General features: G+C 54.1%; 26 protein-coding genes. 9 read left to right on the top strand and 17 right to left on the bottom strand.

Features of this window, described 5'->3' with window-relative positions:
- Nucleotides 1–54: 54 nt before the first annotated feature.
- Complete coding sequence (locus KUE00_RS19400; protein WP_246761672.1) at nucleotides 55–1,437, bottom strand: nucleobase:cation symporter-2 family protein; 1,383 nt, start codon at nucleotides 1,435–1,437, stop codon at nucleotides 55–57.
- Nucleotides 1,438–1,610: 173 nt separating this feature from the next.
- Here KUE00_RS19400 and KUE00_RS19395 point away from each other — a divergent pair, with 173 nt between their 5' ends.
- Nucleotides 1,611–2,276: an SDR family oxidoreductase gene (locus tag KUE00_RS19395; RefSeq protein WP_246761670.1), complete on the top strand. Its 666-nt coding sequence runs from the start codon at nucleotides 1,611–1,613 to the stop codon at nucleotides 2,274–2,276.
- A gap of 116 nt (nucleotides 2,277–2,392) precedes the next feature.
- On the opposite strand, the gene recG is transcribed toward KUE00_RS19395, so the two are convergent.
- The 5 genes from recG to gmk are packed head-to-tail and all read right to left on the bottom strand — an operon-like array spanning nucleotide 2,393 to nucleotide 8,265.
- Nucleotides 2,393–4,474, bottom strand: a complete 2,082-nt coding sequence (gene recG, locus KUE00_RS19390; protein ID WP_246761668.1) for an ATP-dependent DNA helicase RecG — start codon at nucleotides 4,472–4,474, stop codon at nucleotides 2,393–2,395.
- On the bottom strand, nucleotides 4,471–5,169 hold the full coding sequence (gene trmH / locus KUE00_RS19385) for a tRNA (guanosine(18)-2'-O)-methyltransferase TrmH (RefSeq protein WP_246761667.1): 699 nt from the start codon (nucleotides 5,167–5,169) through the stop codon (nucleotides 4,471–4,473). Before trmH ends, recG begins: the two co-directional genes overlap by 4 nt.
- A gap of 3 nt (nucleotides 5,170–5,172) precedes the next feature.
- A complete protein-coding gene (gene spoT, locus KUE00_RS19380) occupies nucleotides 5,173–7,290 on the bottom strand; it encodes a bifunctional GTP diphosphokinase/guanosine-3',5'-bis pyrophosphate 3'-pyrophosphohydrolase (protein ID WP_246761666.1) in 2,118 nt (705 codons plus the stop codon).
- 22 nt (nucleotides 7,291–7,312) lie between these two features.
- A complete protein-coding gene (gene rpoZ, locus KUE00_RS19375; protein ID WP_016191359.1) occupies nucleotides 7,313–7,588 on the bottom strand; it encodes a DNA-directed RNA polymerase subunit omega in 276 nt (91 codons plus the stop codon).
- 53 nt (nucleotides 7,589–7,641) lie between these two features.
- On the bottom strand, nucleotides 7,642–8,265 hold the full coding sequence (gene gmk, locus KUE00_RS19370) for a guanylate kinase (RefSeq protein WP_246761664.1): 624 nt from the start codon (nucleotides 8,263–8,265) through the stop codon (nucleotides 7,642–7,644).
- 250 nt (nucleotides 8,266–8,515) lie between these two features.
- On the opposite strand from gmk, the gene ligB reads away from it, so the two are divergent.
- Nucleotides 8,516–10,177 carry an NAD-dependent DNA ligase LigB gene (gene ligB, locus KUE00_RS19365; RefSeq protein WP_246761662.1) on the top strand — a complete coding sequence of 554 codons (1,662 nt, stop codon included), beginning with the start codon at nucleotides 8,516–8,518 and terminating at the stop codon, nucleotides 10,175–10,177.
- A gap of 8 nt (nucleotides 10,178–10,185) precedes the next feature.
- On the opposite strand, the gene KUE00_RS19360 is transcribed toward ligB, so the two are convergent.
- Nucleotides 10,186–10,803, bottom strand: a complete 618-nt coding sequence (locus KUE00_RS19360) for a trimeric intracellular cation channel family protein (protein WP_246761660.1) — start codon at nucleotides 10,801–10,803, stop codon at nucleotides 10,186–10,188.
- Nucleotides 10,804–11,072: 269 nt separating this feature from the next.
- Here KUE00_RS19360 and KUE00_RS19355 point away from each other — a divergent pair, with 269 nt between their 5' ends.
- Nucleotides 11,073–11,474, top strand: a complete 402-nt coding sequence (locus tag KUE00_RS19355; RefSeq protein WP_246761659.1) for a hypothetical protein — start codon at nucleotides 11,073–11,075, stop codon at nucleotides 11,472–11,474.
- A 39-nt stretch (nucleotides 11,475–11,513) separates the two neighbouring features.
- On the opposite strand, the gene KUE00_RS19350 is transcribed toward KUE00_RS19355, so the two are convergent.
- The 4 genes from KUE00_RS19350 to KUE00_RS19335 form a co-directional block, all read right to left on the bottom strand.
- Nucleotides 11,514–11,852: a zinc ribbon domain-containing protein YjdM gene (locus KUE00_RS19350; protein ID WP_246761657.1), complete on the bottom strand. Its 339-nt coding sequence runs from the start codon at nucleotides 11,850–11,852 to the stop codon at nucleotides 11,514–11,516.
- 329 nt (nucleotides 11,853–12,181) lie between these two features.
- On the bottom strand, nucleotides 12,182–12,649 hold the full coding sequence (locus tag KUE00_RS19345; protein ID WP_246761655.1) for a DUF943 family protein: 468 nt from the start codon (nucleotides 12,647–12,649) through the stop codon (nucleotides 12,182–12,184).
- Nucleotides 12,639–13,487 carry a YPO3983 family protein gene (locus tag KUE00_RS19340; RefSeq protein ID WP_246761652.1) on the bottom strand — a complete coding sequence of 283 codons (849 nt, stop codon included), beginning with the start codon at nucleotides 13,485–13,487 and terminating at the stop codon, nucleotides 12,639–12,641. The genes KUE00_RS19345 and KUE00_RS19340 overlap by 11 nt, the downstream gene beginning before the upstream one ends.
- Before the next feature lie 189 nt (nucleotides 13,488–13,676).
- Nucleotides 13,677–14,540 carry a YicC/YloC family endoribonuclease gene (locus tag KUE00_RS19335; RefSeq protein ID WP_246761650.1) on the bottom strand — a complete coding sequence of 288 codons (864 nt, stop codon included), beginning with the start codon at nucleotides 14,538–14,540 and terminating at the stop codon, nucleotides 13,677–13,679.
- 219 nt (nucleotides 14,541–14,759) lie between these two features.
- Here KUE00_RS19335 and rph point away from each other — a divergent pair, with 219 nt between their 5' ends.
- On the top strand, nucleotides 14,760–15,476 hold the full coding sequence (gene rph / locus KUE00_RS19330; RefSeq protein WP_246761648.1) for a ribonuclease PH: 717 nt from the start codon (nucleotides 14,760–14,762) through the stop codon (nucleotides 15,474–15,476).
- A gap of 53 nt (nucleotides 15,477–15,529) precedes the next feature.
- Nucleotides 15,530–16,171, top strand: a complete 642-nt coding sequence (pyrE, locus tag KUE00_RS19325; RefSeq protein WP_246761646.1) for an orotate phosphoribosyltransferase — start codon at nucleotides 15,530–15,532, stop codon at nucleotides 16,169–16,171.
- A gap of 34 nt (nucleotides 16,172–16,205) precedes the next feature.
- Here pyrE and slmA read toward each other — a convergent pair whose 3' ends face one another.
- From slmA to coaBC, 3 genes are all read right to left on the bottom strand, one after another.
- Nucleotides 16,206–16,802 carry a nucleoid occlusion factor SlmA gene (gene slmA, locus KUE00_RS19320; RefSeq protein ID WP_246761644.1) on the bottom strand — a complete coding sequence of 199 codons (597 nt, stop codon included), beginning with the start codon at nucleotides 16,800–16,802 and terminating at the stop codon, nucleotides 16,206–16,208.
- A gap of 119 nt (nucleotides 16,803–16,921) precedes the next feature.
- Nucleotides 16,922–17,380, bottom strand: a complete 459-nt coding sequence (gene dut, locus KUE00_RS19315; protein ID WP_246761642.1) for a dUTP diphosphatase — start codon at nucleotides 17,378–17,380, stop codon at nucleotides 16,922–16,924.
- Complete coding sequence (gene coaBC, locus KUE00_RS19310; protein WP_246761640.1) at nucleotides 17,358–18,569, bottom strand: bifunctional phosphopantothenoylcysteine decarboxylase/phosphopantothenate--cysteine ligase CoaBC; 1,212 nt, start codon at nucleotides 18,567–18,569, stop codon at nucleotides 17,358–17,360. The genes dut and coaBC overlap by 23 nt, the downstream gene beginning before the upstream one ends.
- A gap of 187 nt (nucleotides 18,570–18,756) precedes the next feature.
- Here coaBC and radC point away from each other — a divergent pair, with 187 nt between their 5' ends.
- The 4 genes from radC (at nucleotide 18,757) to mutM (ending at nucleotide 21,020) form a co-directional block, all read left to right on the top strand.
- Nucleotides 18,757–19,434: a RadC family protein gene (radC, locus tag KUE00_RS19305; RefSeq protein WP_246761638.1), complete on the top strand. Its 678-nt coding sequence runs from the start codon at nucleotides 18,757–18,759 to the stop codon at nucleotides 19,432–19,434.
- Between the two features lie 273 nt (nucleotides 19,435–19,707).
- Complete coding sequence (rpmB, locus tag KUE00_RS19300) at nucleotides 19,708–19,944, top strand: 50S ribosomal protein L28 (protein WP_246761637.1); 237 nt, start codon at nucleotides 19,708–19,710, stop codon at nucleotides 19,942–19,944.
- A 16-nt stretch (nucleotides 19,945–19,960) separates the two neighbouring features.
- Nucleotides 19,961–20,128: a 50S ribosomal protein L33 gene (gene rpmG / locus KUE00_RS19295; RefSeq protein ID WP_001051798.1), complete on the top strand. Its 168-nt coding sequence runs from the start codon at nucleotides 19,961–19,963 to the stop codon at nucleotides 20,126–20,128.
- Nucleotides 20,129–20,210: 82 nt separating this feature from the next.
- Nucleotides 20,211–21,020, top strand: coding sequence for a bifunctional DNA-formamidopyrimidine glycosylase/DNA-(apurinic or apyrimidinic site) lyase (gene mutM, locus KUE00_RS19290; protein WP_246761634.1), 810 nt, complete (start codon nucleotides 20,211–20,213; stop codon nucleotides 21,018–21,020).
- On the opposite strand, the gene coaD is transcribed toward mutM, so the two are convergent.
- From coaD to waaA, 3 genes are read right to left on the bottom strand one after another with little or no spacing between them, the layout of a single operon-like run.
- Nucleotides 21,021–21,503: a pantetheine-phosphate adenylyltransferase gene (coaD, locus tag KUE00_RS19285; RefSeq protein WP_246761632.1), complete on the bottom strand. Its 483-nt coding sequence runs from the start codon at nucleotides 21,501–21,503 to the stop codon at nucleotides 21,021–21,023. It abuts the gene before it with no gap.
- Nucleotides 21,500–22,288 carry a glycosyltransferase family 2 protein gene (locus KUE00_RS19280; RefSeq protein WP_246761630.1) on the bottom strand — a complete coding sequence of 263 codons (789 nt, stop codon included), beginning with the start codon at nucleotides 22,286–22,288 and terminating at the stop codon, nucleotides 21,500–21,502. Before KUE00_RS19280 ends, coaD begins: the two co-directional genes overlap by 4 nt.
- Entirely contained in the window at nucleotides 22,289–23,563 is a 1,275-nt protein-coding gene (waaA, locus tag KUE00_RS19275) for a lipid IV(A) 3-deoxy-D-manno-octulosonic acid transferase (RefSeq protein WP_246761628.1), read from the bottom strand.
- Between the last annotated feature and the right edge of the window lie 71 nt (nucleotides 23,564–23,634).

Genomic DNA, 23,634 nt, shown 5'->3' with positions numbered 1-23,634 from the left:
CGAAGCTCAACCCTGGACTGGCGGCAGAAGGCGCGAGGCCCTCTGCCGTTTTGGCTATTTTTCCTGCGGAAAAAGCAGATTCAGAACAATGGCGGTAATGCCGCCAGCGGCGATGCCGGAGGAGAGCAGGGTTTTCAGCCAGGCTGGTGCAAACTGTAGGATTAACGGCTGCTGAGAGACGCCCAGACCAACGGCCAGCGACAGCGCAATAATCATAATGGCGCGGCGATTCAGCGGCTCACGCGAGACAATCCGCACGCCGGAAGCGGCAATCGTGCCAAACATCACGATGGTTGCACCGCCCAGCACCGGCTCCGGAATATGCTGCACGAATCCGCTGACTGCCGGGAAAAGGCCCAGCGCAACCAGCATCAGCGCGACCACAAAGCCTACGTAACGGCTGGCCACGCCGGTCAGCTGGATAACGCCGTTATTCTGGCCGAAACAGGAGTTGGGAAAAGTGTTAAACAGGGCGGATACGCAGGAGTTCAGACCGTTGGCCAGCACGCCGCCTTTCAACCGCTTCATATAGAGCGGGCCGCTGACCGGCTGCTCGGAGACGTCGGAGGTTGCGGTAATGTCGCCGATAGTTTCCAGGGAGGTCACCATAAAAACCAGCATTAGCGGGATGAGCAGATTCCAGTCGATGCCTAATCCGTAATAGAACGGACGCGGGATGGCAATCAGCGGCTGATTCACCGACGCAGGCATAGCGGGCAGCATATCCATCAGCCACGCCAGCAGATAGCCAACGGCCATGGCGATCACCAGCGAGGCGACGCGCAGGTAAGGATTGCGCTGGCGATTCAGCAAAATAATCACCAGCAGTACCGCCCCGGCCAGCAGCAGATTTTTTGGCGCACCAAAGGTGTGATCGCTCATAGCGGCAAAGCCTCCGCCAATAGAGGTCAGGCCAACCTGGATCAACGACAGACCGATAATCATCACCACAATGCCGGATACCAGAGGTGTAATAACGCGGCGCGCCAGGTGCAGCACGCGAGAAAGCACCATCTCCGTGGTGGAGGCCAGCATCAGCGTACCGAAAAGGGCCGCCATCATTGTGGGTACGTCCGCGCCGCCATTTTTTAACGCCATGCCACCCATAATAAGCGGCGTAACAAAGTTAAAGCTGGTGCCCTGAATCGACAGCAGGCCGGAGCCTATCGGGCCCCAGGTTTTAATTTGCAGTAAAGAAGCCACGCCGGAAGCGAACAATGACATGCTGATAATATGCTGCGTGTCCTGTGCTGGCAGGCCCAGCGCCTGGCAAATCAGCAGCGCTGGCGTGATCACGGCTACAAACATGGCCAACAGATGCTGGCAGGCGGCAAAAAGGGTTTGCGGCAGCGGCGGACGGTCTTCCAGACGATAAATCAATTCGCTTTTTGTGGTAGACGCGGCGCTGCGGCTGGCGTCAGGGATATTAACGGACATTCTTCAGGGTTCCCGGGCGAGCAAAGTGGCGATTTTAAGCTTCTGTGCGGCAAAAGCAAACGATTGCCAGTATGAAAAAACGGTCAGATGGAGAAATACCGCACGGCGAAGCGCTGCACAATTCACTAAGCTTAGGTATCGCGCCTGGGCGCTGAACTACAAGGGAAAACAGAATGAAGGTATTTATCATTGGAGCAACCGGAGGCGTCGGACGTCGTTTAAGAAAGCGGCTGGTCAATGCAGGCCATCAGGTAACCGGATTACATCGTCGCGACAGCCAGAAAGAAGCGCTGGAAATTGATGACGTCACCCCGGTGAATATTGACCTGATGAATACCAGCAGCGAAAGGCTGGCGGCCGCTATGCAGGGTTGCGACGTTGTAGTCTTCTCCGCAGGCGCAGCGGGAGCAGGCGTGGATTTTACCGACGGCATTGATGGCCGTGGCGTACGTTTTGCCGCCGAAGCTGCCAGGCTTGCCGGTATTCAGCGCTTCCTGCTGGTCTCCGCTTTTCCTGACGCGGGGCGCGGCAAAGCGCCGTCACCGGGATTTGAGCACTATATGCAGGTGAAAAAGCAGGCCGACGTCATGCTGGCCGCCACCGCGCTGGACTGGGTGATCCTGCGGCCGGGCACGCTGGTGAATGAAGCGGGTACGGGGAAAGTTAATACCGGACTGGCAATCCCTTATGGCACGGTTCCACGCGATGACGTTGCCGCTACGCTACATGCGCTTATTGAAAAGCCGGAGGTAAAGCGCGTCATTATCGAACTGACCGCAGGCGAACAGCCCGTCAGCGAAGCCGTGGCGGCAATGGCCGCCTTTAGCGGAAGATCGTGATCGTCTGAAAACGGCCAGCAAGAGGCGGTGGGAAGAGATTGTTGGCTGTGTGCTGATATGATCGGCACGGGATCGCCGTCTGGTTTCAGGAGTATGGTACGGCGAGCGATGATGATTCAGGCATTCGTATAGCGCTGCGTTTCCGGCATCCAGCGCTCAATTAACGCCTGAGCCTGCGCCGGATAGCGCTGGTGGATATGGCGTGCAACCCGCTGAACTTCCGGGATCATCGCGCCGTCACGCACTAAATCGGCAACTTTAAATTCGGCGTTTCCCGTCTGGCGGGTACCCAGCAACTCACCAGGGCCGCGAATTTCCAGATCGCACTGGGCAATCACAAAGCCGTCGTTGCTGTCGCGCAACACCTGTAAACGCTTCTGCGCCGTTTTACTTAGCGGCGCTTTATAGAGCAAGACGCAGTGGGAGGCGACCGAACCTCGCCCTACGCGGCCACGCAGCTGGTGCAGCTGAGCCAGACCCAGACGCTCAGGGTTCTCGATAATCATCAGGCTGGCGTTCGGCACATCCACACCCACTTCAATAACCGTGGTGGCGACCAGCAGATGAATTTCTCCCTGCTTAAACGCCTGCATTACCGCCTGTTTTTCAGCAGGTTTCATACGGCCATGTACCAGCCCTACCTGTAGCTCAGGCAGCGCCAGCTTTAGCTCTTCCCACGTGGCTTCGGCGGCCTGCGCTTCGAGCTGTTCTGATTCTTCAATCAGCGTACAGACCCAATAGGCCTGGCGACCTTCATCCCTACAGGCGTTTTGCACGCGCGTAATAATGTCGGCGCGGCGCGTGTCGGGAATGGCGACGGTAGTTACCGGCGTTCGGCCCGGCGGCAGCTCATCGATAGTCGACGTTTCCAGATCGGCATAGGCGGTCATGGCCAGCGTCCTTGGAATGGGCGTAGCGGTCATAATCAACTGATGGGGATGGAAACCTTGCTCCTCGCCTTTTTCCCACAGCGCCAGCCGCTGGTGGACGCCAAAGCGATGCTGCTCATCGATAATCACCAGCGCCAGGCCGTTAAACTGCACCTGCTCCTGAAAAATGGCATGGGTGCCGACGATCATCGAAACCTGGCCGCTGGCGATAGCGTCCTGCTGCGCCAGACGCGCTTTGCCTTTCTGCTTGCCCGCCAGCCAGCCAACTTCAATGCCCAGCGGCGCAAACCACTGACGGAAGTTGTTGGCATGCTGTTCAGCCAGCAGTTCGGTTGGTGCCATCAGCGCAACCTGTTTACCCCAGGCGATGACGTTAAGCGCCGTCAGTGCAGCAACCAGCGTTTTACCCGAGCCGACGTCTCCCTGAACCAGCCGCATCATCGGATAATCCAGCGCCAGATCCTGCTCGATTTCCTTCACAACCCGCGCCTGAGCACCGGTTGGTTTAAAAGGCAAAGCGGCCAATAATTTATTACTCAGATCGTGACGAGCCGGCATGGATAAAGCGCGGTAACGCTGTGCACCAGCGCGAACGGCCAGCATGCTGAGATTATGCGCCAGCAGTTCTTCCATGATCAGTCGGCGCTGGGCGGGATGTTTGCCGCTTTCGAGGTCGACCAGCGCAATATCGGGCGGCGGCCTGTGCAGCATTTTGAGCGCATCCGGCAGGCTAATCATGCCCTGGCTTAATTCCGGCGGCAGCAGTTCGGCAATGGCACAGGTATCCAGCAGCTTAAGCGCCTGATCGGTCAGGTTGCGCAGCGTAGCCTGGCGCACGCCTTCGGTCGTGGAGTAAACCGGCGTCAGCGTTTCCTGCAGTTCCACCACGCTGTTATCGCCCTGAACGCGATATTCCGGATGAATGATTTCGGCACCGCGCTGCCCGCGTTTAATTTCGCCATAGGCAGTCACGCGGCGACCGGGCGCCAGGCTGTTTTTCATCCCGGCGTTAAAATTGAAAAAGCGTAGCGTGAGGATGCCCGTGCCGTCGCTGATCTGACAGGTCAGCATGCGGCGGCGGCCAAAAGAGATATCGCTGTGCAGCACTTCGCCTTCTACCGTGGCGTAGATATCGGGCAAAAGATCGTTGATAGCGTAAAGCTGGGTGCGGTCTTCGTAACGAAGCGGCAAATGCAGCAGCAAATCCTGCACGGTTGCCAGCCCGAGCTTCGCCAGCTTGCCCGCCTGGCTTGCGCCAACGCCGGACAGCGTGTTTAGCGGGATGGCATCCAGCAGGCGGCCCGTCATTTTTTACGCACCGAAGCCTGCATCGTCGCCCACCATTCGGGCGGAGCAATCACTTCGCCCGTTTCGCCAATCCGGGGCCGGGGCAGGCCTTTATGTTTAGCCACTCTGGCAAGAACGGGGTAACCGCCCTCAAACAGCAGGCGCTGCTGCTCGCTGTATGAAAGCAGGCTTTCCTGGCGCTGATACATACCTGCGTTCTGGCGCTGGCGCTGCGCCTCGTAGAGGATAAGCGCCGAGGCAACCGAAACGTTAAGCGACTGCACCATACCGATCATAGGGATGACAATGTCCCGATCGGCCAGGTCGAGCGCCTGTTGTGTAATGCCGGTTTTTTCCTGACCCATCAATATGCAGGTTGGCCGGGTATAATCAATTTCGCGGAAATCAACGGCCTTATCGGAAAGATGCGTCGCCAGGATCTGCATGCCCTGGTCTTTAAGATGGCTGACGGCATCGGCAATAGTCGGATGCGTTTTAACCTGCACCCAGCTGTTGCTGCCCGCCGCAGAAGACACCATCGTACGCATCCGGCTACCGGGCCAGACCGCATGAACTTCGTGCACGCCCACCGCATCTGCCGTACGGATCACGGCAGAAACGTTATGTGGTTTGTGTACCTGCTCCATGCAGACGGTTAAATCATGCTGGCGCGCGGCCAGCATTTCACGGATACGGGCAAAACGTTGTGCATTCATACGTTAGTTTCTGTTGCGGTGAACTTTGATCACGTCAGGCATTACGCGAATTTTGCGCATAATATTCGCCAGATGAACGCGATCGCGCGCCGTCAGTCGGATAAAGGCGCAGTAGACGCGGCCATCTTTCTCTTCCGTGTTCAGACTCTGAATATTTGACCCGGCGGTGTTAATTGCCGCCGTCAGGTTCGCCAGCGCGCCCTGGTGGTTAAACATATCCACCTTGATCTCCGCAACAAACTCCTGCTCGGTGACCTTATCCCACTCTACCGCCATAAATTTCTCTGGCTCTTTCTGATAGCCACGAATATTTCGGCAGGACTCATGGTGCACCACCAGGCCTTTGCCCGGACTGACATGCGCCACGATAGGATCGCCAGGAATAGGGCGACAGCATTTGGCAAAGGTAATCAGCACGCCGTCGGCACCTTTAATCGGTAGCTTGCCGCGTGATGAGGTATTAGAAATAACCGGGGCGGGCCTGCTGTCGCTCTGCTGCAGGTTTTTCGCCACGACTACGCTCATCGCGTTGCCTAAACCAATTTCCGCCAGCAGATCGTCCAGCGTGGCCAGCTTCATGCGTTCCAGCTCGTGCTGCAGGCTTTCCGCAGGAATTTCTGCCAGCTTGCGGCTACCGCCCAGCGCATGGTTCAGCAGGCGGCGTCCCAGGCTGACGGAATCGTCGCGCTTGAGGCTTTTTAACAGCTGACGAATTTTTGCGCGTGCTTTTGAGCTGACGACAAAATTTAGCCAGGCAGCGTTAGGCCGCGCGCCCGGTGCCGTAATAATTTCTACGGTTTGCCCGCTGGTTAAGGGCTGGGAAAGCGGATAAGGCTGACGATCGACGCGCGCGCCGACACAGGCATGGCCAATATCGGTATGCACGGCATAGGCAAAGTCGACCGGCGTTGCGCCCGCAGGCAGTTCAACGATGCGGCCTTCCGGGGTGAAAACGTAGATTTCGTCGGGGAAAAGATCCGACTTGACGCTTTCGATAAATTCAAAAGAGCTACCGGCGCTCTGCTGCAGTTCCAGCAGGCTCTGTAACCAGCGCTGCGCGCGAATTTGCGCGGTGGTGCTGCTTTCACCCTGCTCTTTATAAGCCCAGTGCGCCGCCACCCCCATCTCTGCCATCTGATCCATATCTTCCGTACGGATCTGTACCTCAACCGGCACGCCGTGCGGGCCGATCATAGAGGTATGCAGTGATTGATAGCCGTTGGCCTTGGGAATAGCGATATAGTCTTTGACGCGGCCCGGACGTGGCTTGTAAAGGCTGTGCATCTGTCCCAGCACGCGGTAGCAGGTATCGACGTCATGCACGATGACCCGAAACGCATAGATATCCATAATGGAATGGAAACGCTGCTCTTTCAGGTGCATTTTGCAGTAGATGGAATAAAGGTGTTTTTCCCTGCCGCTCACGCGACACGGGATGCCGGCTTCCTGCAGGCGACCGTCGATTTCCGAGAGGATTTTCTGGATCATCTCTTTACGGTTGCCGCGCGCGGCCTTCACTACCTCTTTAATGACGCGGTAGCGGTTAGGGTAGAGCGCTTCAAAACCCAGCTCTTCCAGCTCGGTCTTTAAATGATGGATGCCCAGGCGATGCGCCAGCGGGCTGTAAATCTCCAGCGTTTCGAGCGCGATGCGCCGGCGCTTGTCCGGACGCAGCGAGCCAAGCGTACGCATGTTGTGCGTACGGTCCGCCAGCTTGATCAAAATGACGCGGATATCCTGCACCATCGCCATGATCATCTTGCGAAAGTTTTCGGCCTGGGCCTCTTTCTTATCGCGAAACTTCAGCTTGTCGAGCTTGGACACCCCTTCAACCAGTTCAGCAACGTTTTTACCAAACAGCTGCTCCATATCCTGGTAGGTTGCAGGCGTATCCTCAATAACATCGTGCAGAAGCGCGGCCATTAGCGTTTCATGGTCGAGCTTCATTTCCGCCAGAATGCAGGCGACAGCAACCGGATGGGTAATGTAAGGCTCACCGCTGGAGCGAGTCTGTCCCTCGTGAGCATCACGTGCGACAAGGTAAGCTTGCTTGAGGCGTTTGATCTGATCCTCAGGCAAGTATTTTTCAATCAGTTGATTGAGACTTTCAAACAGATACAAGGGCGAGCCTTCCGGCTGATAATTAACGACGACCTTCAGCGATAGCGGTAACAGCCTGCAGTTCTGCGGCTTCCTGCTCCTGCTGTTCCTGACGATCACGCACATCCAGAATCTGGTTGGTGATCAGACCTTCTTCGATCTCGCGCAGAGCGATTACGGTAGATTTGTCGTTCTCTTCCGGAACCAGCGGATCTTTACCGCCAACCTGCATCTGACGTGCGCGACGAGCGGCGACCAGAACCAGATCAAAACGGTTACCAATTTTTTCTACTGCGTCCTGTACGGTTACGCGTGCCATAAGTGTGATACTCCACGGTTGACGAAATGACTGGGCATCATACTGAGTTGTCCTCAGTCTGCCAACAGTTTGCTGATTAAAGCATCATGACGGGATTTTTGACGGCCCATTCGCAGACGCTCGGCGCGAATAATGGTTTTCAGATCGGACAGCGCCAGATCGAAATCATCGTTCACAATAAGATAATCGTACTCGGCATAGTGGCTCATTTCCGCCACGGCCTGCGCCATACGGCGGGTGATCACCTCTTCACTGTCCTGACCACGACCGCGCAGACGGCGATCCAGCTCGTCCTTTGACGGCGGCAGGACAAAAATACTGCGCGACTGCGGCATCTTCTGGCGGATCTGCTGCGCACCCTGCCAGTCGATATCCAAAAAGACGTCTACGCCGGTTGAAAGCACCTGCTCAATCGCTTTACGGGATGTGCCGTAGTAGTTGCCGAAAACTTCAGCGTGTTCCAGGAAGGCGTCTTCCGCAATCATCTGCCGAAATTCATCATGGTTAACAAAGAAATAGTGTTCACCATGATTTTCGCCAGGCCGTACGCCTCTGGTGGTGTGAGAGACGGAAACCTGGGTGTCGTACAGCGGTTGCGTCTTTAACAGGGCGTGAATCAGGCTGGATTTGCCTGCACCGCTGGGCGCTGAAACAATAAAGAGTGTGCCTTGAGCCATGATTATTCTTGATATGCCAATCGGAGTCTACTTCCTGCACAGTATACACGGGTGACGTGCAGGATGCAGCGTTTCAGCACGTCCGGGGCATTTTTTCTCGGAATATGGAAGCCAGCTCGCGGTAACTTTGTAGCGTTTCATGTTAGGCAAATAACTTATCGAGATGTCTTCCAGAAGCAAATTCTTGCTATCGCCACCGTTACTTTTTCGCGCTTAACTTTGTCGGGCAGAACGACAAAGGAGTGTGAAGATGCGCAGGATATTGATTTTACTCGGCCTGGTCTGGTGCGCCGCTGCGCAGGCGGTTTGTCCGGCCTGGCCAGCGGCTCGGGCGCAGGCGGAAATGATGGCGCTGGAAAAACAGCTGCAAGAGTGGGACCTCGCTTATTACCGGCAGGGAGTCAGCGCAGTACCTGACGAACGCTACGACGCGCTGGAAAAAAAATACCATGACTGGCAGCACTGTTTCCGCCCGCAAAGCCAGGCTCGTCTGCCCAGGTTAGCCAAAGGAGGAAAAACGCTGCATCCGGTTGCTCATGTGGGCGTCAAAAAATTGCCGGACAAGCTGGCTGTTGCCCGCTGGATGAAGGGGAAAAATCCGCTCTGGGTGCAGCCGAAGCTGGACGGCATCGCCGCGACGCTGCACTACCAGCAGGGAAAGCTGGCTAAGGTTATTAGCCGGGGGGACGGCGTGCGGGGTGAAGACTGGACGGAAAAAGCGAGGAATATTCCCGCCATCCCACCATACATTTCCCATCCCGATGCTTCTGTAATCTTACAGGGCGAGCTTTTCCTGAAGATGACCGATCATCAACAGGCGGTTAGGGGCGGGGTCAACGCGCGCTCTGTCGTAGCTGGCGCGATGCGGCGTAACGACGTCTCGCCCGTCCTGAAAGATCTGGGCATCTTTATCTGGGCCTGGCCCGATGGCCCGCAGGAAATGTCGCAGCGCCTTGAGCTATTGGATAGCTTCGGTTTCGGTTTGGCAAAACGGTGGAGTAAAAGGGTAACAACCGCTGACGATGTTGCAGGCTGGCGCGAGCGCTGGTTCAGAGAGCCTTTGCCCTTTGTCACGGACGGCGTGGTTATTCATAGTACGCCAGTAAAAGGTGCCTGGTGGTTGCCAGGGGACAATAGCTGGTCCGCAGCCTGGAAATATTCGCCGGTAAAGGCCAGCGCGGAGGTGCGCTCAGTAGACTTTCCCATTGGCCGCACGGGAAGAATCAGTGCGGTATTAAATCTGGTTCCGGTGCAGCTGGATGATAAAAAAGTTAGTCGGGTCAGTATCGGCTCGCTTAAACGCTGGCAGGCCGCTGATATTGTGCCGGGCGATCAGGTTGCTATTAGCCTGGCGGGTCAGGGTATCCCCAGGCTTGACGAAGTTACCTGGAGAGTAAAAGTGCGGGAGCGTCCTCGGGTGCCGGATGCTGCGGCTTTTAACGCCTTAAGCTGTTTTTACTATACGCCTGCCTGCCGCGAGCAGTTTCTGGCCCGGTTGGTCTGGCTAAGCAGTAAGTCGGCGCTGGCTATGCAGGGGATCAGTCGCAGTAGTTGGCTACGGCTTATGCAGACGGGGGAATTAACCCATATCTTTTCGTGGCTGACGCTTACGCATGAAAAACTGAGCGGAATGGCAGGCATAACGCCGGCTCGCGCGGCGTTGCTCTATCATCAGTTTTCCCTGAGCCAGCAGCAGCCGTTCCGGCGCTGGGTCAGGGCGCTGGGCGTGCCGATTCCGCAAAGCGCGCTTAATGCAATAACAGATAACGACTGGCAGTCGCTGCTGTTACGCAAAGAGTCAGCCTGGCAACAGTTGCCCGGTACGGGCAAAGCGCTGGCGGGACAGATTGTTCGCTTCCTTCATCACCCTCAGGTTTTGCAGCTTATCTCGCAGCTGCAGGAAGCAAAGTGATGAAAAATTCAGTTATCGGCATGCGGGTAGTTAAACACGGGCAGCCCCAGCCGAAAGCGCAGCGCCAGCAGGCGGGCAATAAAACCAAACAGCAGGGTGATAATAATCGCCATTTCGTCAGAAAGCGGTGTTTTCAACAGCAAGATATAGAGCCAGCCGGAAGCAAAGGCGATACCCGCGTACAGCTCCTTCTGAAACACCAGAGGAATGCGATTACAGAACATATCGCGCAGTACGCCGCCAAACACGCCGGTGATGACCGCGCTAATCGCGGCAATAATCGAAGCGTGACCCATGTCCAGCGCGACCTTAGTGCCAATAATAGAGAAAACGGCCAGGCCCAGCGCGTCCAGCACCAGAAACACTTTACGCAGGTGCGGCATCAAAGGCGCAAGCTGGGTCGTAATGACGGCAGCTACTGCCACAATAACGATGTATTCAGGATGCTTTACCCAGCCAAGGGGATAGTGTCCAAGCAGCATATCGCGTACGGAGCCGCCGCCGATGGCGGTCACGGAGGCAATAATAATGACGCCAAACATATCCATCTTGCGGCGGCCTGCGGCCAGTGCGCCGGTCATTGCTTCTGCGGTAATACCAATGAGATAGAAAACGGTAAGTAACATAACTTGCTCCTGAATAATCGGCGGCAAGCCTGAAGGATTGCTCAGAAGTTGACGACTGAAATTTTCTAAAAACAGATGATTACATGAGTTAAATTAATTCACCAATCAAATCCCCATGAAAGATTATTTTATATCATATTAATTTTAAAGGTTTATAAATATCACGTCTTTAAAGCTGGCTTAATTTATTCGAGCCCGAACAACAGAAATATTCATGGCAAACCCGGTATCGGATGTAGGGAGATGCCCTGTGAACAAGGATGAGAAATATGATGGCAGGAGAACTGTTTCGGCTACTGGCAAAAGGGATACATCCGGAAACGGGCGAACTCTTACCGCCACACTCTATTGTACACACGCCTGACGCAATCAGACTGCTGTTTGCGCTGGCGGAAGAATTTAAAGGCACCAATTTTAATTCAGTCAAACGACATGCCAGAGTAAAGCTAACCCCCGATGAGCGCCGGGAGAAAAACCGCGCAGAGGGCAAGCCCGCCAACGCTTATCTGCCCTGGTCAGAAGAAGAGAAGCAAACGCTGGTGGTCCATTTTAGACAGGGCTGCTCAATTGGCGAACTGGCCGCGTTATGCGAAAGAACGCCTCGTTCCATCGCGATACAGCTGGAAAAACTGACGCTTATTACGGCTGAACAAGCGGCAGAGTTTAACTGAGCGTGGGAATAGCGGCTGGGTCGGGTACAAAAGCAAAGATCAGTTTTTCTTCACGAACTCAGATTTCAGCTTCATGGGGCCAAAGCCGTCTATCTTGCAGTCAATGTTGTGATCGCCTTCGACCAGGCGAATGCTTTTCACGCGAGTGCCAATTTTAAGCGGCGTAGAGCTACCTTTGACTTTAAGATCTTTGATAACGGTAACGCTGTCGCCATCGACCAGCAAATTGCCGTTCGCATCTTTTACTACCAGTGTGTCTTCTGACGGCGTTTCTGCACTGGCAGACCAGACGTGGCCGCATTCGGGACAGTTAAACATCGCGCCGTCTTGCCAGGTGTAATCAGACTGGCATTCTGGGCAGGGAGGTAAAGTTTGCATAAAAGACCTTAAAATAATCCATAGAAAGAAAGGGGGCATTTTAGCCTGGCGAAGCGGATAAGCCTATCCCTCTTTGTTTGCTTCGTCCTTTACGACTTAAAATGTGCTGACGGGTGAGCCGATATTCATCAAATGACATACTGCATGATATTCATCGACTGACACCCTGCAGTATGGCCAATCCTTCGCAGAGATTTCGCTTTAGACTCAGGGCTAATAAAAATCGTCCTTTTTGCAAAGTCGGGTAATGGTTTTTAAGTCAATTGACATGGCTGGTACAAGCGGGTAGGGCAGACAATTTTATTGCTGTCCTGGCGTGAGGTGCAGAATTATTCATTTTTAATTTTTATTATTTCCCCGTTCTTTCCCATAAGATATACTGCATCTTTCACAGTGAAGAAAGTATTACCTCTTTGGCCTGTCTCTACGGAAAATACTCTGTTTTTTTCTATGCAATTTATCGGTGACTGCATGTCTTTAAAACATAATCTGTCATATTTACCTTCTGCTTTATAACCTTCTCCGAACAGCCAAAAAGTCACATAAAAAGAGCCATCTTTATCAGGAGTGGGGATTTTGTATTTTTTCTCGATGCTTTTACTGTTTTTCAACCACCAGTTAATTTTTCCTTTATCCGTTAAAGGAAAGTTTTTTACTAAAACAGCACTGAAGCCGCTACTTCTGTGATGAACTGCAACAATTTCAACCGGACGTAAGGTTAACCAGGAAAAGTAACCTGTTAAAATAGTAATAATCACAGCAAGGATCAACAGGATTTTTTTGAGACTAGCTTTCATCACGGCTCCCGGTAATCTCTATAGTGGCTTCCATATTGGTTATAAATGGCTTGAAGCCAAACTGATTGTATCTCTGGAGAACAAACCAGATACGAAAGAAATGAAACTGGTGGAATTTTGTTTTCAGTATATCTTCACTGTCCAGGCCAAAGTGATCTTGCACCTTATAATGTACTACTGCCCGATAACCACTATTATCAATTTCTAACGATTTTATAGTGATGTATGTTGCCCAGGTATCATGAACAGTAATTCCCATGCCATTATAGTTATCCTGGAAACGGTCAAATTTAGGTAGCTTGCCAAAAGATATTACCTCATATAATTTTCCTTTTTTCACAGCCGGATAGTATTTATTGTGCCAGTCTATATTGTTACTCAAAGCCCTTTTCAATAACAGACGTGTACTATTTTCCTGTGAGTTATCCCTGATAATATGCTCTTTCAATGCCCGGTCCAGCGACACATCGCGGAAGGGTGTACCGTTACCGTTCTGCATATGGGTGATCATCTTTTCGATCAGGTGACTGTATGGCCCGTGAAGGGAAAATTTATGGGATAACGAGCGGAATTCATCAAACAGCATTGCGGCACACTGCTGACGGGTAATCTTCTCACCCTTGCCGCGCTGGTTGCAGCAAAACATGGACTGAGGACGATCCATTGAAGAACGTCGGGTAAGCGTCCAGGGATCGACCCGGTCAGAAATGTAATCCAGCCGGTACCGGGATTTTAACTGTGTTTCGGTCAAATCGCCGCAGCGCATATCGCTGGCACCATAGTCGTTCATCCATTTTTGCGTTTTGAATACGGTGTCGGGAAACTGTAGAGCGGTCATGGGTATACATTCCTTGTATAGTCATCCGTGAGGGTTTTCACAGGGAATAGTACGTGATGAACGGTCATAGTGTAAATATTGTACAGCTACTCCCTGTGGTTTTTTGCAAATGCTGCAGTATAAAAATAAAAAGCTCGCTATAAAGCGAGCTCTAAAAGTTTGCACTATTAGTTTCGATAATATGAAACGTTACTCGATATTCTGAATCTGCTCGCGCATCTGCTCAATCAGCACCTTAAGCTCAATGGCGGAGGTAGTCACTTCGGCATTAATCGACTTAGACGCCAGCGTATTAGATTCGCGATTGAACTCCTGCATCATAAAGTCCAGGCGGCGGCCAACGGCCTCTTTCTTCTTCAGGATGTTATAGGTTTCTTTAACGTGCGCTTCCAGGCGATCCAGCTCTTCTGCCACGTCTACGCGCTGCGCCAGCATAATCAGTTCCTGCTCGACGCGGTTACTATCCAGCTGTACCTGAGCCTCTTCCAGCTTGGTTACCAACCGTTCACGCTGCCATTTCAGCACGTCCGGCATTTGCGCGCGGACCTTAACGATTTCGGCACTAACCCCTTCCAGACGCTGCTCAATCAGTGCTTTCAGAGCCGCGCCTTCGGTTTCACGTGCAATGATGAAGTCATCCAGCGCGGTATCCAGCGCCTGCAGCAGCTCGGCAGAAATAGCGTCTAAATCCTGTTCCTCTGCGGACATCACGCCAGGCCAGCGCAGGATATCAACCGGGTTGATCTCCCCTTCATCGCTCTGCATTTTCACCCAGTTGGCAGCCTGAACCAGCTGAATTGCCAGCTTTTCGTTCAGCACCAGCGAGCTTTGTGCCCGTACGTCAGCGTCAAAACGCAAATTGCATTCAATTTTGCCGCGCGTCAGGCGGTTGCGGATGCGCTCACGGATAACCGGCTCCAGACCGCGGAACTGTTCCGGCAGGCGGATATAGGTTTCTAAATAGCGCTGGTTTACGGAACGAAGCTCCCAGGCTGCGCTGCCCCATTCGCCTTTTGTCTCACGCCGGGCGTAAGCGGTCATACTGCGGATCATTGTGCGTACCCGTTTTCAGAAAAAGTTCAGGTGATTATAGCGGTGCTGACGTTGGCTTAACAGGCATCAGGTCAAACTCTGGCAAATCAGTAGCCTCCTGAAGGTGTGAAAAATTCTCGTGTTCAGCGGAAACAGCGTTTACGCGGGTCGCCGTAGGCATCTGCTCTCGAAATCCGTATAATGCGCAGCCAATCACGATTTTTAAGCCGGAGAAAAACCATGCGACCAGCAGGCCGTCATGCCAGTCAGGTGCGTCCCGTTACCCTGACTCGCCACTATACTAAACATGCAGAAGGCTCCGTCCTGGTTGAGTTCGGCGAAACCAAAGTGCTTTGCACCGCCACCATTGAAGAGGGCGTTCCGCGCTTTCTGAAAGGTCAGGGCCAGGGTTGGGTAACTGCAGAATACGGCATGCTGCCCCGTGCTACCCACAGCCGTAACGCGCGTGAAGCTGCAAAAGGCAAACAGGGCGGCCGCACGCTGGAAATTCAGCGTCTGATCGCTCGTTCTCTGCGCGCCGCGCTGGATTTAAAAGCGCTTGGCGAATTCACTATCACCCTGGATTGCGACGTATTGCAGGCTGATGGCGGTACGCGTACTGCTTCTATTACCGGAGCCTGCGTAGCGCTGGCCGATGCGCTGAACCATCTTGTCGCTATTGGCAAACTGAAGGCCAACCCGATGAAAGGGATGGTTGCTGCCGTTTCTGTCGGTATCGTTAACGGTGAAGCGCTGTGCGATTTGGAATACGTTGAAGACTCTGCCGCAGAAACCGACATGAACGTGGTCATGACCGAAGATGGCCGGATGATTGAAGTGCAGGGCACCGCAGAAGGTGAGCCGTTCAGCCATGAAGAACTGCTGACGCTGCTCTCTCTGGCGCGCGGCGGCATTGATACGCTGATCGAAGCGCAGAAGGCGGCGTTACAAAACTGATATTCCAGGCGACCAGAGAGTCGCCTTTTTTATAACTGATTGAGGAACGAGACATGAAAGCCTGGCAGCGGCAGTTTATCGAATTCGCCATTAACAAACAGGTGCTGAAATTTGGCGAGTTTACGCTGAAATCAGGGCGGAAAAGCCCTTATTTTTTTAATGCCGGTCTGTTTAATACCGGGCGCGATCTGGCGTTGTTAGGGCGCTTCTATGCCCAGGCGCTGGTCGATTCTGGTATCGATTTTGATGTGGTTTTTGGCCCGGCTTACAAAGGCATTCCTATCGCTACCACCACTGCCGTAGCGCTGGCCGATCATCACGACCGCGATGTGCCTTATTGCTTCAACCGGAAAGAAGCAAAAGATCACGGCGAAGGCGGTACGCTGGTTGGCAGCCCGTTACAGGGACGCATTATGCTGGTAGATGACGTTATTACTGCCGGCACGGCCATTCGTGAATCAATGGAAATTATCGCCGCCAATCAGGCAACGCTGGCTGGCGTGCTGATTTCGCTGGATCGCCAGGAGCGCGGTCGGGGTCAGGAGTCGGCTATTCAGGAAGTGGAACGTGACTACGGCTGTAAGGTCATTGCCATTATCACGCTGAACGAACTCATTACCTATCTGGAAGAAAAACCGGAGCTGGCTGACCATCTGGCCGCCGTCCGCGCCTATCGTAAAGAGTATGGTATTTAAAAAACAGCGGGCCGCTGACAGCGGCCCGGGTTGTTCATACCAGCTGACAGGCCAGTAGCGGCCAGCGCGTTTCAAATTCTGCCGTAGGACGATAGCGGAACCCGGAACGGACAAAACGCGACAGCAATCCTTCAGAAAACGCCAGCAGCTGGGAAGCCAGCAGCGCCTCGTCCGTTTTGAAACCTTCACCATCACGCAGCTTCTGCTCGCGCAGCACCTGTTTAAGCTGCACCTCGATACGTTCAAACAGCTGATTGATTCTTCCCTGCAGGCGATCCTGTTCAAACATCAGGGCATGGCCGGTCAGAATGCGTGATAAGCCCGGATTACGCTCACCAAAACCCAGAAGCAACTGGAGTATCAGGCGCAGGCGCGGAATCGCTTCCTTTTCATCCTGTAAAATCAGATTGATGCGCGTAATCAGGCTGTCTTCAATAAATTCAATCAGGCTGTCAAACATGCGCGTTTTGCTGGGGAAATGCCGATAAAGCGCAGCTTCCGAAACGCCGACGTTGGCGGCCAGTTTGGCCGTGGTAATCCGCTGGCTTCCGTCGCTGGATTCCAGCATTTGCGCCAGAGCCTGCAGTATTTCTTCGCGACGGTTCCTTTTCGCACTCTTTTTCTCTGCCATGTCCTGAAAGACCCCTGAAATATCACTTTATACGGGCCAACGCCCACGCGACATCCGTGAGCGGTCGTGCTCACGGCGAAAATATGGGAGTTACTCGCTCACGAATGCCAGGCTGGCGATTACTGACGGCCTGAGTGGCCGAAGCCGCCTTCACCACGCACGCTGGCGTCAAAGTCGTTGACCAGATTAAATTCAGCCTGCACAACCGGTACAAAGACCATCTGCGCAATACGTTCGCCAGGCTCAATGCTGAACGTGTCCTGTCCACGGTTCCACACGGAAACCATCAGCTGTCCCTGATAATCGGAATCGATCAGGCCCACCAGATTGCCCAGCACCACGCCATGTTTATGGCCCAGACCGGAACGCGGCAGGATCACCGCGGCCAGCTGCGGATCGGCAATATGAATAGCCAGACCGGTAGGCACCAGCGTGGTCGCGCCGGGAGCCAGCTGTACGGCTTCATCCAGGCAGGCGCGCAGGTCGAGACCAGCGGAACCCGAGGTGGCGTAAGCGGGCAGGGGAAAAGTGGTGCCCACGCGCGGGTCTAAAATCTTAACGTCGATTTTTTTCTTCATAACGGCTGACTATTTCGTCCAGTAATTGTTGGCTCAGGAGCTGCTTATCGCTGAGCGGTAAGACTTTGTTCCCTTCCTGCCAGAAAAGATGCAGGGCATTGGTTTCACTGTTGAATCCTTGCCCGGCTTTAGAAACATCATTAGCGCAGATCAGATCCAGATTTTTCCGTACCCTTTTTTGTCGGGCATATTCTTCCACATTCCGGGTTTCTGCTGCAAACCCCACGACAAAAGGACGATGTTCCTGCATGGCCGCTACGCCAGCAACAATGTCCGGGTTTTTTATCATCTTCAGAACGATTTCATCGCCCTGTTTTTTGATTTTTTCTTCAGAGAACGCCGCCGCGCGATAGTCACCAACCGCAGCAGAAGCAATAAAAATGTCCTGGCTGGCAGCGGAAGCCATGACGGCCGCTTCCATTTCCAGCGCGCTGATGACGTCAATACGGTTAACGCCCGGCGGCGTGGCTAACGCGACCGGCCCTGCAACCAGCGTGACGCTGGCACCGCGTTTTGCGGCAGCGGCGGCGATAGCAAAACCCATTTTACCCGAGCTGTGGTTGGTGATAAACCGGACTGGATCAAGCGACTCGCGGGTTGGACCAGCGGTTACCATGATGTTGAGGTGCGTCAAATCGTTGCCTGAAGAAGCCCAGTGAACCGCTTCGTCGACAATCGTTAACGGATCCAGCATGCGTCCTGGCCCTACGTCGCCACAGGCCTGACTGCCGCTGTCCGGTCCCCAAATCATCAGGCCGCGCTCGCGTAATACCTGAAGATTGTGTTGCGTAGCGGTAGCCCGGTACATTTGCTGGTTCATAGCCGGTACAACGGCGATGGGGGCAGCGGTAGCAAGACAGATGGTAGTGACCAGATCGTTAGCCATACCCGCCGTGACGCGCGCGATAAGGTCGGCTGTGGCAGGGGCCAGGATAACCAGATTGGCCCATTTCCCCAGTTCAATATGGCCCATTGCCGCTTCCGCCGCCGGGTCCAGCAGGCTGTCGCTGACCGGATAACCCGAGACGGCCTGCAGGCTCAGCGGCGTGATAAACGCTTTTGCCGCTTCGGTCATGGCCACCCGAACTTCTGCGCCGCGATCGCGCAGGCGTCTTACCAGCTCTGGCGCTTTGTAAGCCGCTATACCGCCGCTGATGCCCAGAACTATACGTTTACCGTTTAATGTCATGCTATCCGCTCCGTTGAGACAGATGGGCGCGCAGGCGCCGGAATGCCGCCATTTTACCACACTCCCGGTTTGCTGACTTTTAACGCAGCATCATCTTTGCGAGAGAACTCGCAGAGCGGCCTTACCCGCGTAGAAAACTACTGTATATAATGCCATGATTCTGTCTGTTGCGGAAGGAGGAAAGCACATGAAGAAGCCATGGAAAAAGCTACCGCCACGTGAAAAGCTGGTGGCGGAAGGGGTAGAAGCGTTAACGGATATAGAGCTGTTAGCCATTTTTCTCCGCACCGGGGCAAACGGCGTCCATGTAATGGCGCTGGCCAGGCAGCTGATTGAAGAATTTGGTTCACTTTACCGGCTGATGACGGCAGACAAAGACGCGTTTTTGCAGATAAAGGGCGTGGGCGTAGCAAAATATGCGCAGCTGAACGCCATAGCCGAGCTTGGACGACGTTTTTTTACCTGTTCTGATTCAATGAAGCAGGCCGTGCAGAGCTCCACGGATATGGTGAATTATCTGCACAGCAGGCTGGCGCATCGCGAGCGTGAAATTTTTATGGTGGTTTTTTTTGATAGTCAGCACCGGATTATTGAAGCTTGCGAAATGTTTGCTGGCGCTATCGCCAGCGTTGAGGTTCATCCGCGCGAAATTGTCCGCAGGGCGTTAAAAAATAACGCGGCGGCAATTGTGCTCGCTCATAACCATCCTTCGGGCATCGCCACGCCCAGCATGGCCGATCGTGATGTAACTCAACAGGTTATCACCTGCTGCCAGCATTTCAGCATTCGCGTACTGGACCATATTGTGATTGGCCGTGGCGAATATGTCTCTTTTGCCGAGCAGGGATGGCTCTCACCCGGCTGAAGCGCGGAAACCGCGTGGTTTTTAACCGGCAGACAACACTTTTTGCGTTCAAATGGAGCAATTTTGCACGATCCAAAGGGATCTTTATCTGTTCGGGACTTGAGCACCGGCCTTGCAGGGCGTATACTACGCCACCTTTGAGAATCTCGGGTTTGGCATTTGGGCCTGCTCAGCGGGTTCACATAGAACTCGCCTGGATGGGCTAAGAGCCTGACGAGGCGGCCAAGACCTTATTTTTAAAGCTCGAGCTTATTTGATTTTTGGAGAATTGACATGTCACGAGTCTGCCAGGTAACTGGAAAGCGTCCGGTGACGGGTAACAACCGTTCCCACGCAATGAACGCGACGAAACGCCGTTTCCTGCCGAACCTGCACTCTCACCGTTTCTGGGTTGAGAGCGAAAAGCGCTTCGTTACACTGCGCGTATCTGCCAAAGGCATGCGCGTAATTGATAAAAAGGGTATTGAGACGGTTCTGGCCGATCTGCGTATCCGCGGTGAGAAGTACTAAGGTAAGGAACTGAAACATGGCTAAAGGTATTCGTGAGAAGATCAAGCTGGTTTCTTCTGCTGGTACAGGTCACTTCTATACCACCACGAAGAACAAGCGTACTAAGCCGGAAAAACTGGAACTGAAGAAATTCGATCCTGTTGTCCGCCAGCACGTGATCTACAAAGAAGCTAAAATCAAGTAATTGAGATTAGCGACTGAAAAACCCTGCCTCGGCGGGGTTTTTTCTTTTGTGAGAACGGAAAAATTCCCAGCGGGAGGTTTGAATGCCGGAGTTACCTGAGGTAGAAACCAGCCGACGCGGTATCGAACCGCATCTTGTCGGCGCCACTATTCTGCACGCCGTAGTACGCAATGGCCGCCTGCGCTGGCCTGTCTCTCATGAAATTCACAGCCTCAGCGACCAGCCGGTCCTTAGCGTCCAGCGTCGCGCCAAATATCTGCTGTTAGAGCTGCCTGAAGGCTGGATTATTATCCATCTTGGGATGTCCGGTAGCTTACGCGTGCTGTCAGAGGAGACGCCTCCAGCCAAGCACGACCACGTTGACCTGGTGATGAACAATGGCAAAGTGCTGCGCTATACCGATCCACGTCGCTTTGGCGCCTGGCTATGGAGCAGCGACCTGACCGCCAGCAATGTGTTAGCGCATCTCGGCCCTGAACCGCTAAGTGAAGCGTTTAACGCAGATTACCTGTTTGAGAAGTCGCGCGGCAGACGAACGCCGGTTAAGCCATGGCTGATGGATAACAAGCTGGTGGTGGGCGTTGGCAATATCTACGCCAGCGAATCGCTGTTTGCGGCCGGGATCCATCCCGATCGCCCAGCGATGGACCTGAGCAAAGAAGATGCATCTTTGCTGGTCGCGACGATTAAAGCGGTGCTACTGCGCTCCATTGAACAAGGCGGCACCACGCTACGCGACTTTCTACAGTCGGACGGGAAACCGGGCTATTTTGCTCAGGAACTGCAGGTTTACGGCCGGGCGGGTGAGCCTTGCCGCGTTTGCACTACGCCAATAGTTGGCGCAAAGCACGCGCAGCGCAGTACTTTTTACTGCCCAACCTGCCAGAAATAGCTAGTCCGACAGCTTTGCCAGCAGCGCGTTATAGACGGGCGCTGGCAAAAAAGCGCTGACGTCGCCCTGATGGCGCGCCACTTCTTTCACCAGCGTGGAAGAGATAAACGAATACTTTTCGGAAGGCATCAGGAACACGCTTTCAAGCTCCGCCAGCAGATGGCGGTTCATCCGCGCCAGCTGCATCTCATACTCAAAGTCGGAAACCGCCCGCAGGCCGCGCACCAGTACATTTGCCTGGCGATCGCGCGCAAAGTTTGCCATCAGGTCGCTAAATCCCGTCACTTCTACATTGGGCAAATGCGCTACCACCTGCTGCGCCAGCGCCACGCGTTCGTTCAGCGAAAACATAGGCTTTTTGCTGGGGCTGGCGGCGATAGCCAGAATGATATGGTCAAACATGCGCGCCGCACGCGTGATAATGTCCAGATGGCCGTTAGTCAGCGGGTCAAAGGTGCCAGGATAGATCGCTTTTGTGCTCATAAACCGCCCTTACCGGAAGCGTGCGAAGAGTGATTCAGCGCCCACAGCGCCGTATATTTATTGAAAGTATACTGCGCGTTGACCACCGCCAGCAGCCAGCCCTGTTTACCATCCAGAAACCCGACGCGCAGCACCAGCGTTTTCAGAAAAGCACCCAGCGTATGGGCAAAAATCGCCGCCATACTGCACTTTTTCCCCTGATGATGGCGCTGCTTTGCCCAGGCTTCCGCATAGGCAAACTGCTTCCACTGAAAGGCGGAAAAATCGCGGCAGGTTAAATGCAGCAGGTCGCCTTTCAGCGCCACTACCTGTGCGTCCTGGGTTTCCAGCGATTCGTGTACCTGATGGTCGTTATAGGTAAAGTCGCGCGGGTAAAGGCGCGTTACCCTGTCGGGATACCAGCCGCTATGGCGCATAAAACGCCCCAGAAACAGATTGCGACGGCCCAGGCTGTAAACGGTACGGCCAGCGGCAGGCTGTTCTAATACGGCCTCAATAGCGCTGCGCAGCTGGGGCGTGACGCGCTCATCGGTATCGATCATCAAAATCATCGGATGACTGGCATGGCTTTGAGCCAGCTGGCGCTGTTTGCCGTAACCGCGCCACTCGTGAGAGTGGAAAACTTTCGCGCCGTGCCGGGCAGCAATCTGCGGCGTGCCGTCGCTGCTGCCGGAATCCAGCAGCACGATTTCATCGGCCCAGCTCACGGATTCCAGGCATTCCGGCAGCAGTTCGGCCGCATCTTTGGCGATCAGTACAACCGACAGAAGCTGACGTGAAGACATTTAGTGATTCCGCTGTGGCAGATAAGGTTCGAGTAACTGTAGCAAACGCTGTAGCGCGCCCTGGTTCTGATGCAGAACGTCTACCGCATGGCGGCCATAGTACAGACGATAATCTTCATCGGTGAGCAGGGTGCCGATCTCTTTATCCAGCGAGTCGGCATCGGTAACGGTAATCAGCCCGTCCGCCTGCTGCAGCTTCGCGCAGATATCTTTAAAGTTAAAAGTATGGGGGCCCATAAGCACCGGAATTGCATGCGCGGCGGCTTCCAGCGGATTATGTCCGCCTCGTTCCACCAGGCTGCCGCCGACGAATGCCACATCGGCAATGCCGTACAGCAGCATCAGCTCGCCCATCGTATCGCCAATCACTACCTGCGTACCGCCCGAAGGGATTTCGCCGCTGCTGCGTGTGATAAAGCTAAAACCAGCCTTCTGCGTCATCTCGCGCGCGGTAGAAAAACGCTCCGGATGGCGAGGCACCAGAATAAGCAGCAGATCGGGAAAGCGCGCCAGAAGTTTGCGGTGCGCTTCCAGAATAATGCTCTCTTCGCCTTCATGCGTGCTGGTTGCTATCCATACCTGGCGGCGTGAAGCCCACTGGCGGCGCAACGCAACCGCGCGTGCGGCCAGCTCCGGCGTTACGGAAATATCAAACTTCAGGCTGCCGGTCACGGTCAGCTGGGAACGCTTCAGGCCAAGGCTGACGAAACGCTCGCCGTCTTCTGCGTTTTGCGCCGCAATCAGCGTGATTTTTTGCAGCAGGCGCTGCATAAATTTGCCCAGCTTGCCGTAGCCTTTCGCCGAGCGTTCAGAAAGACGAGCATTGGCGATGACCAGCGGGATTTTACGGGCGTGAAGCTGTGCAATCATGTTCGGCCACAGTTCGGTTTCCATAATGATCACCAGACGTGGATTCACATTGTTCAAAAACCGATTCATGGAGCCGGGCAGATCGTAAGGCAGATAAACGTGATGAACATCTTTACCGAAGGCCGAGGCCGCGCGTTCCGAACCGGTCGGCGTCATGGTGGTGACGGTAATCGGCATGGAAGGATAACGGTGGCGCAGCGCCCTGACCAGCGGCACGGCAGCCAGCGTCTCGCCGACGGAAACGGAGTGCAGCAGAATACCGTCCGGCCTGACTTTGTCTTTGCAGTAGCCGTAGCGTTCCGCCCAGCGTTGACGATAGGCCGGTGCCTTTCTGCCGCGCAGCCAGAGCCGCAGCCAAATCAGAGGCTGAATAAGGTAGAGCAGGACAGAATAAATTGTTGTCATCACAATGTTTACGAATTACAGAGAGACTCGCGCCAGAAAAAGCCGGAAAAGAGAAACATTACCGCATGTTA

This window comes from Erwinia phyllosphaerae (assembly GCF_019132875.1).
In the GTDB taxonomy this organism is placed as follows: domain Bacteria; phylum Pseudomonadota; class Gammaproteobacteria; order Enterobacterales; family Enterobacteriaceae; genus Erwinia; species Erwinia phyllosphaerae.
This window is presented reverse-complemented; position numbering and strand designations above follow the sequence as displayed.

Bases quoted from the DNA above. Each gene is read 5' to 3' on its own strand.
- KUE00_RS19360 (WP_246761660.1), bottom strand. From the start codon at position 10,803: ATGTTACTTACCGTTTTCTATCTCATTGGTATTACCGCAGAAGCAATG.
- gmk (WP_246761664.1), bottom strand. From the start codon at position 8,265: ATGGCTCAAGGCACACTCTTTATTGTTTCAGCGCCCAGCGGTGCAGGC.
- rpmG (WP_001051798.1), top strand. From the start codon at position 19,961: ATGGCTAAAGGTATTCGTGAGAAGATCAAGCTGGTTTCTTCTGCTGGT.
- KUE00_RS19335 (WP_246761650.1), bottom strand. From the start codon at position 14,540: ATGATCCGCAGTATGACCGCTTACGCCCGGCGTGAGACAAAAGGCGAA.
- recG (WP_246761668.1), bottom strand. From the start codon at position 4,474: ATGACGGGCCGCCTGCTGGATGCCATCCCGCTAAACACGCTGTCCGGC.
- coaBC (WP_246761640.1), bottom strand. From the start codon at position 18,569: ATGACATTAAACGGTAAACGTATAGTTCTGGGCATCAGCGGCGGTATA.
- KUE00_RS19400 (WP_246761672.1), bottom strand. From the start codon at position 1,437: ATGTCCGTTAATATCCCTGACGCCAGCCGCAGCGCCGCGTCTACCACA.
- trmH (WP_246761667.1), bottom strand. From the start codon at position 5,169: ATGAATGCACAACGTTTTGCCCGTATCCGTGAAATGCTGGCCGCGCGC.
- radC (WP_246761638.1), top strand. From the start codon at position 18,757: ATGAAGAAGCCATGGAAAAAGCTACCGCCACGTGAAAAGCTGGTGGCG.
- KUE00_RS19395 (WP_246761670.1), top strand. From the start codon at position 1,611: ATGAAGGTATTTATCATTGGAGCAACCGGAGGCGTCGGACGTCGTTTA.
- ligB (WP_246761662.1), top strand. From the start codon at position 8,516: ATGCGCAGGATATTGATTTTACTCGGCCTGGTCTGGTGCGCCGCTGCG.
- KUE00_RS19350 (WP_246761657.1), bottom strand. From the start codon at position 11,852: ATGCAAACTTTACCTCCCTGCCCAGAATGCCAGTCTGATTACACCTGG.
- KUE00_RS19355 (WP_246761659.1), top strand. From the start codon at position 11,073: ATGATGGCAGGAGAACTGTTTCGGCTACTGGCAAAAGGGATACATCCG.
- KUE00_RS19280 (WP_246761630.1), bottom strand. From the start codon at position 22,288: ATGTCTTCACGTCAGCTTCTGTCGGTTGTACTGATCGCCAAAGATGCG.
- waaA (WP_246761628.1), bottom strand. From the start codon at position 23,563: ATGACAACAATTTATTCTGTCCTGCTCTACCTTATTCAGCCTCTGATT.
- dut (WP_246761642.1), bottom strand. From the start codon at position 17,380: ATGAAGAAAAAAATCGACGTTAAGATTTTAGACCCGCGCGTGGGCACC.
- KUE00_RS19345 (WP_246761655.1), bottom strand. From the start codon at position 12,649: ATGAAAGCTAGTCTCAAAAAAATCCTGTTGATCCTTGCTGTGATTATT.
- rpoZ (WP_016191359.1), bottom strand. From the start codon at position 7,588: ATGGCACGCGTAACCGTACAGGACGCAGTAGAAAAAATTGGTAACCGT.
- rph (WP_246761648.1), top strand. From the start codon at position 14,760: ATGCGACCAGCAGGCCGTCATGCCAGTCAGGTGCGTCCCGTTACCCTG.
- pyrE (WP_246761646.1), top strand. From the start codon at position 15,530: ATGAAAGCCTGGCAGCGGCAGTTTATCGAATTCGCCATTAACAAACAG.
- coaD (WP_246761632.1), bottom strand. From the start codon at position 21,503: ATGAGCACAAAAGCGATCTATCCTGGCACCTTTGACCCGCTGACTAAC.
- KUE00_RS19340 (WP_246761652.1), bottom strand. From the start codon at position 13,487: ATGACCGCTCTACAGTTTCCCGACACCGTATTCAAAACGCAAAAATGG.
- mutM (WP_246761634.1), top strand. From the start codon at position 20,211: ATGCCGGAGTTACCTGAGGTAGAAACCAGCCGACGCGGTATCGAACCG.
- rpmB (WP_246761637.1), top strand. From the start codon at position 19,708: ATGTCACGAGTCTGCCAGGTAACTGGAAAGCGTCCGGTGACGGGTAAC.
- slmA (WP_246761644.1), bottom strand. From the start codon at position 16,802: ATGGCAGAGAAAAAGAGTGCGAAAAGGAACCGTCGCGAAGAAATACTG.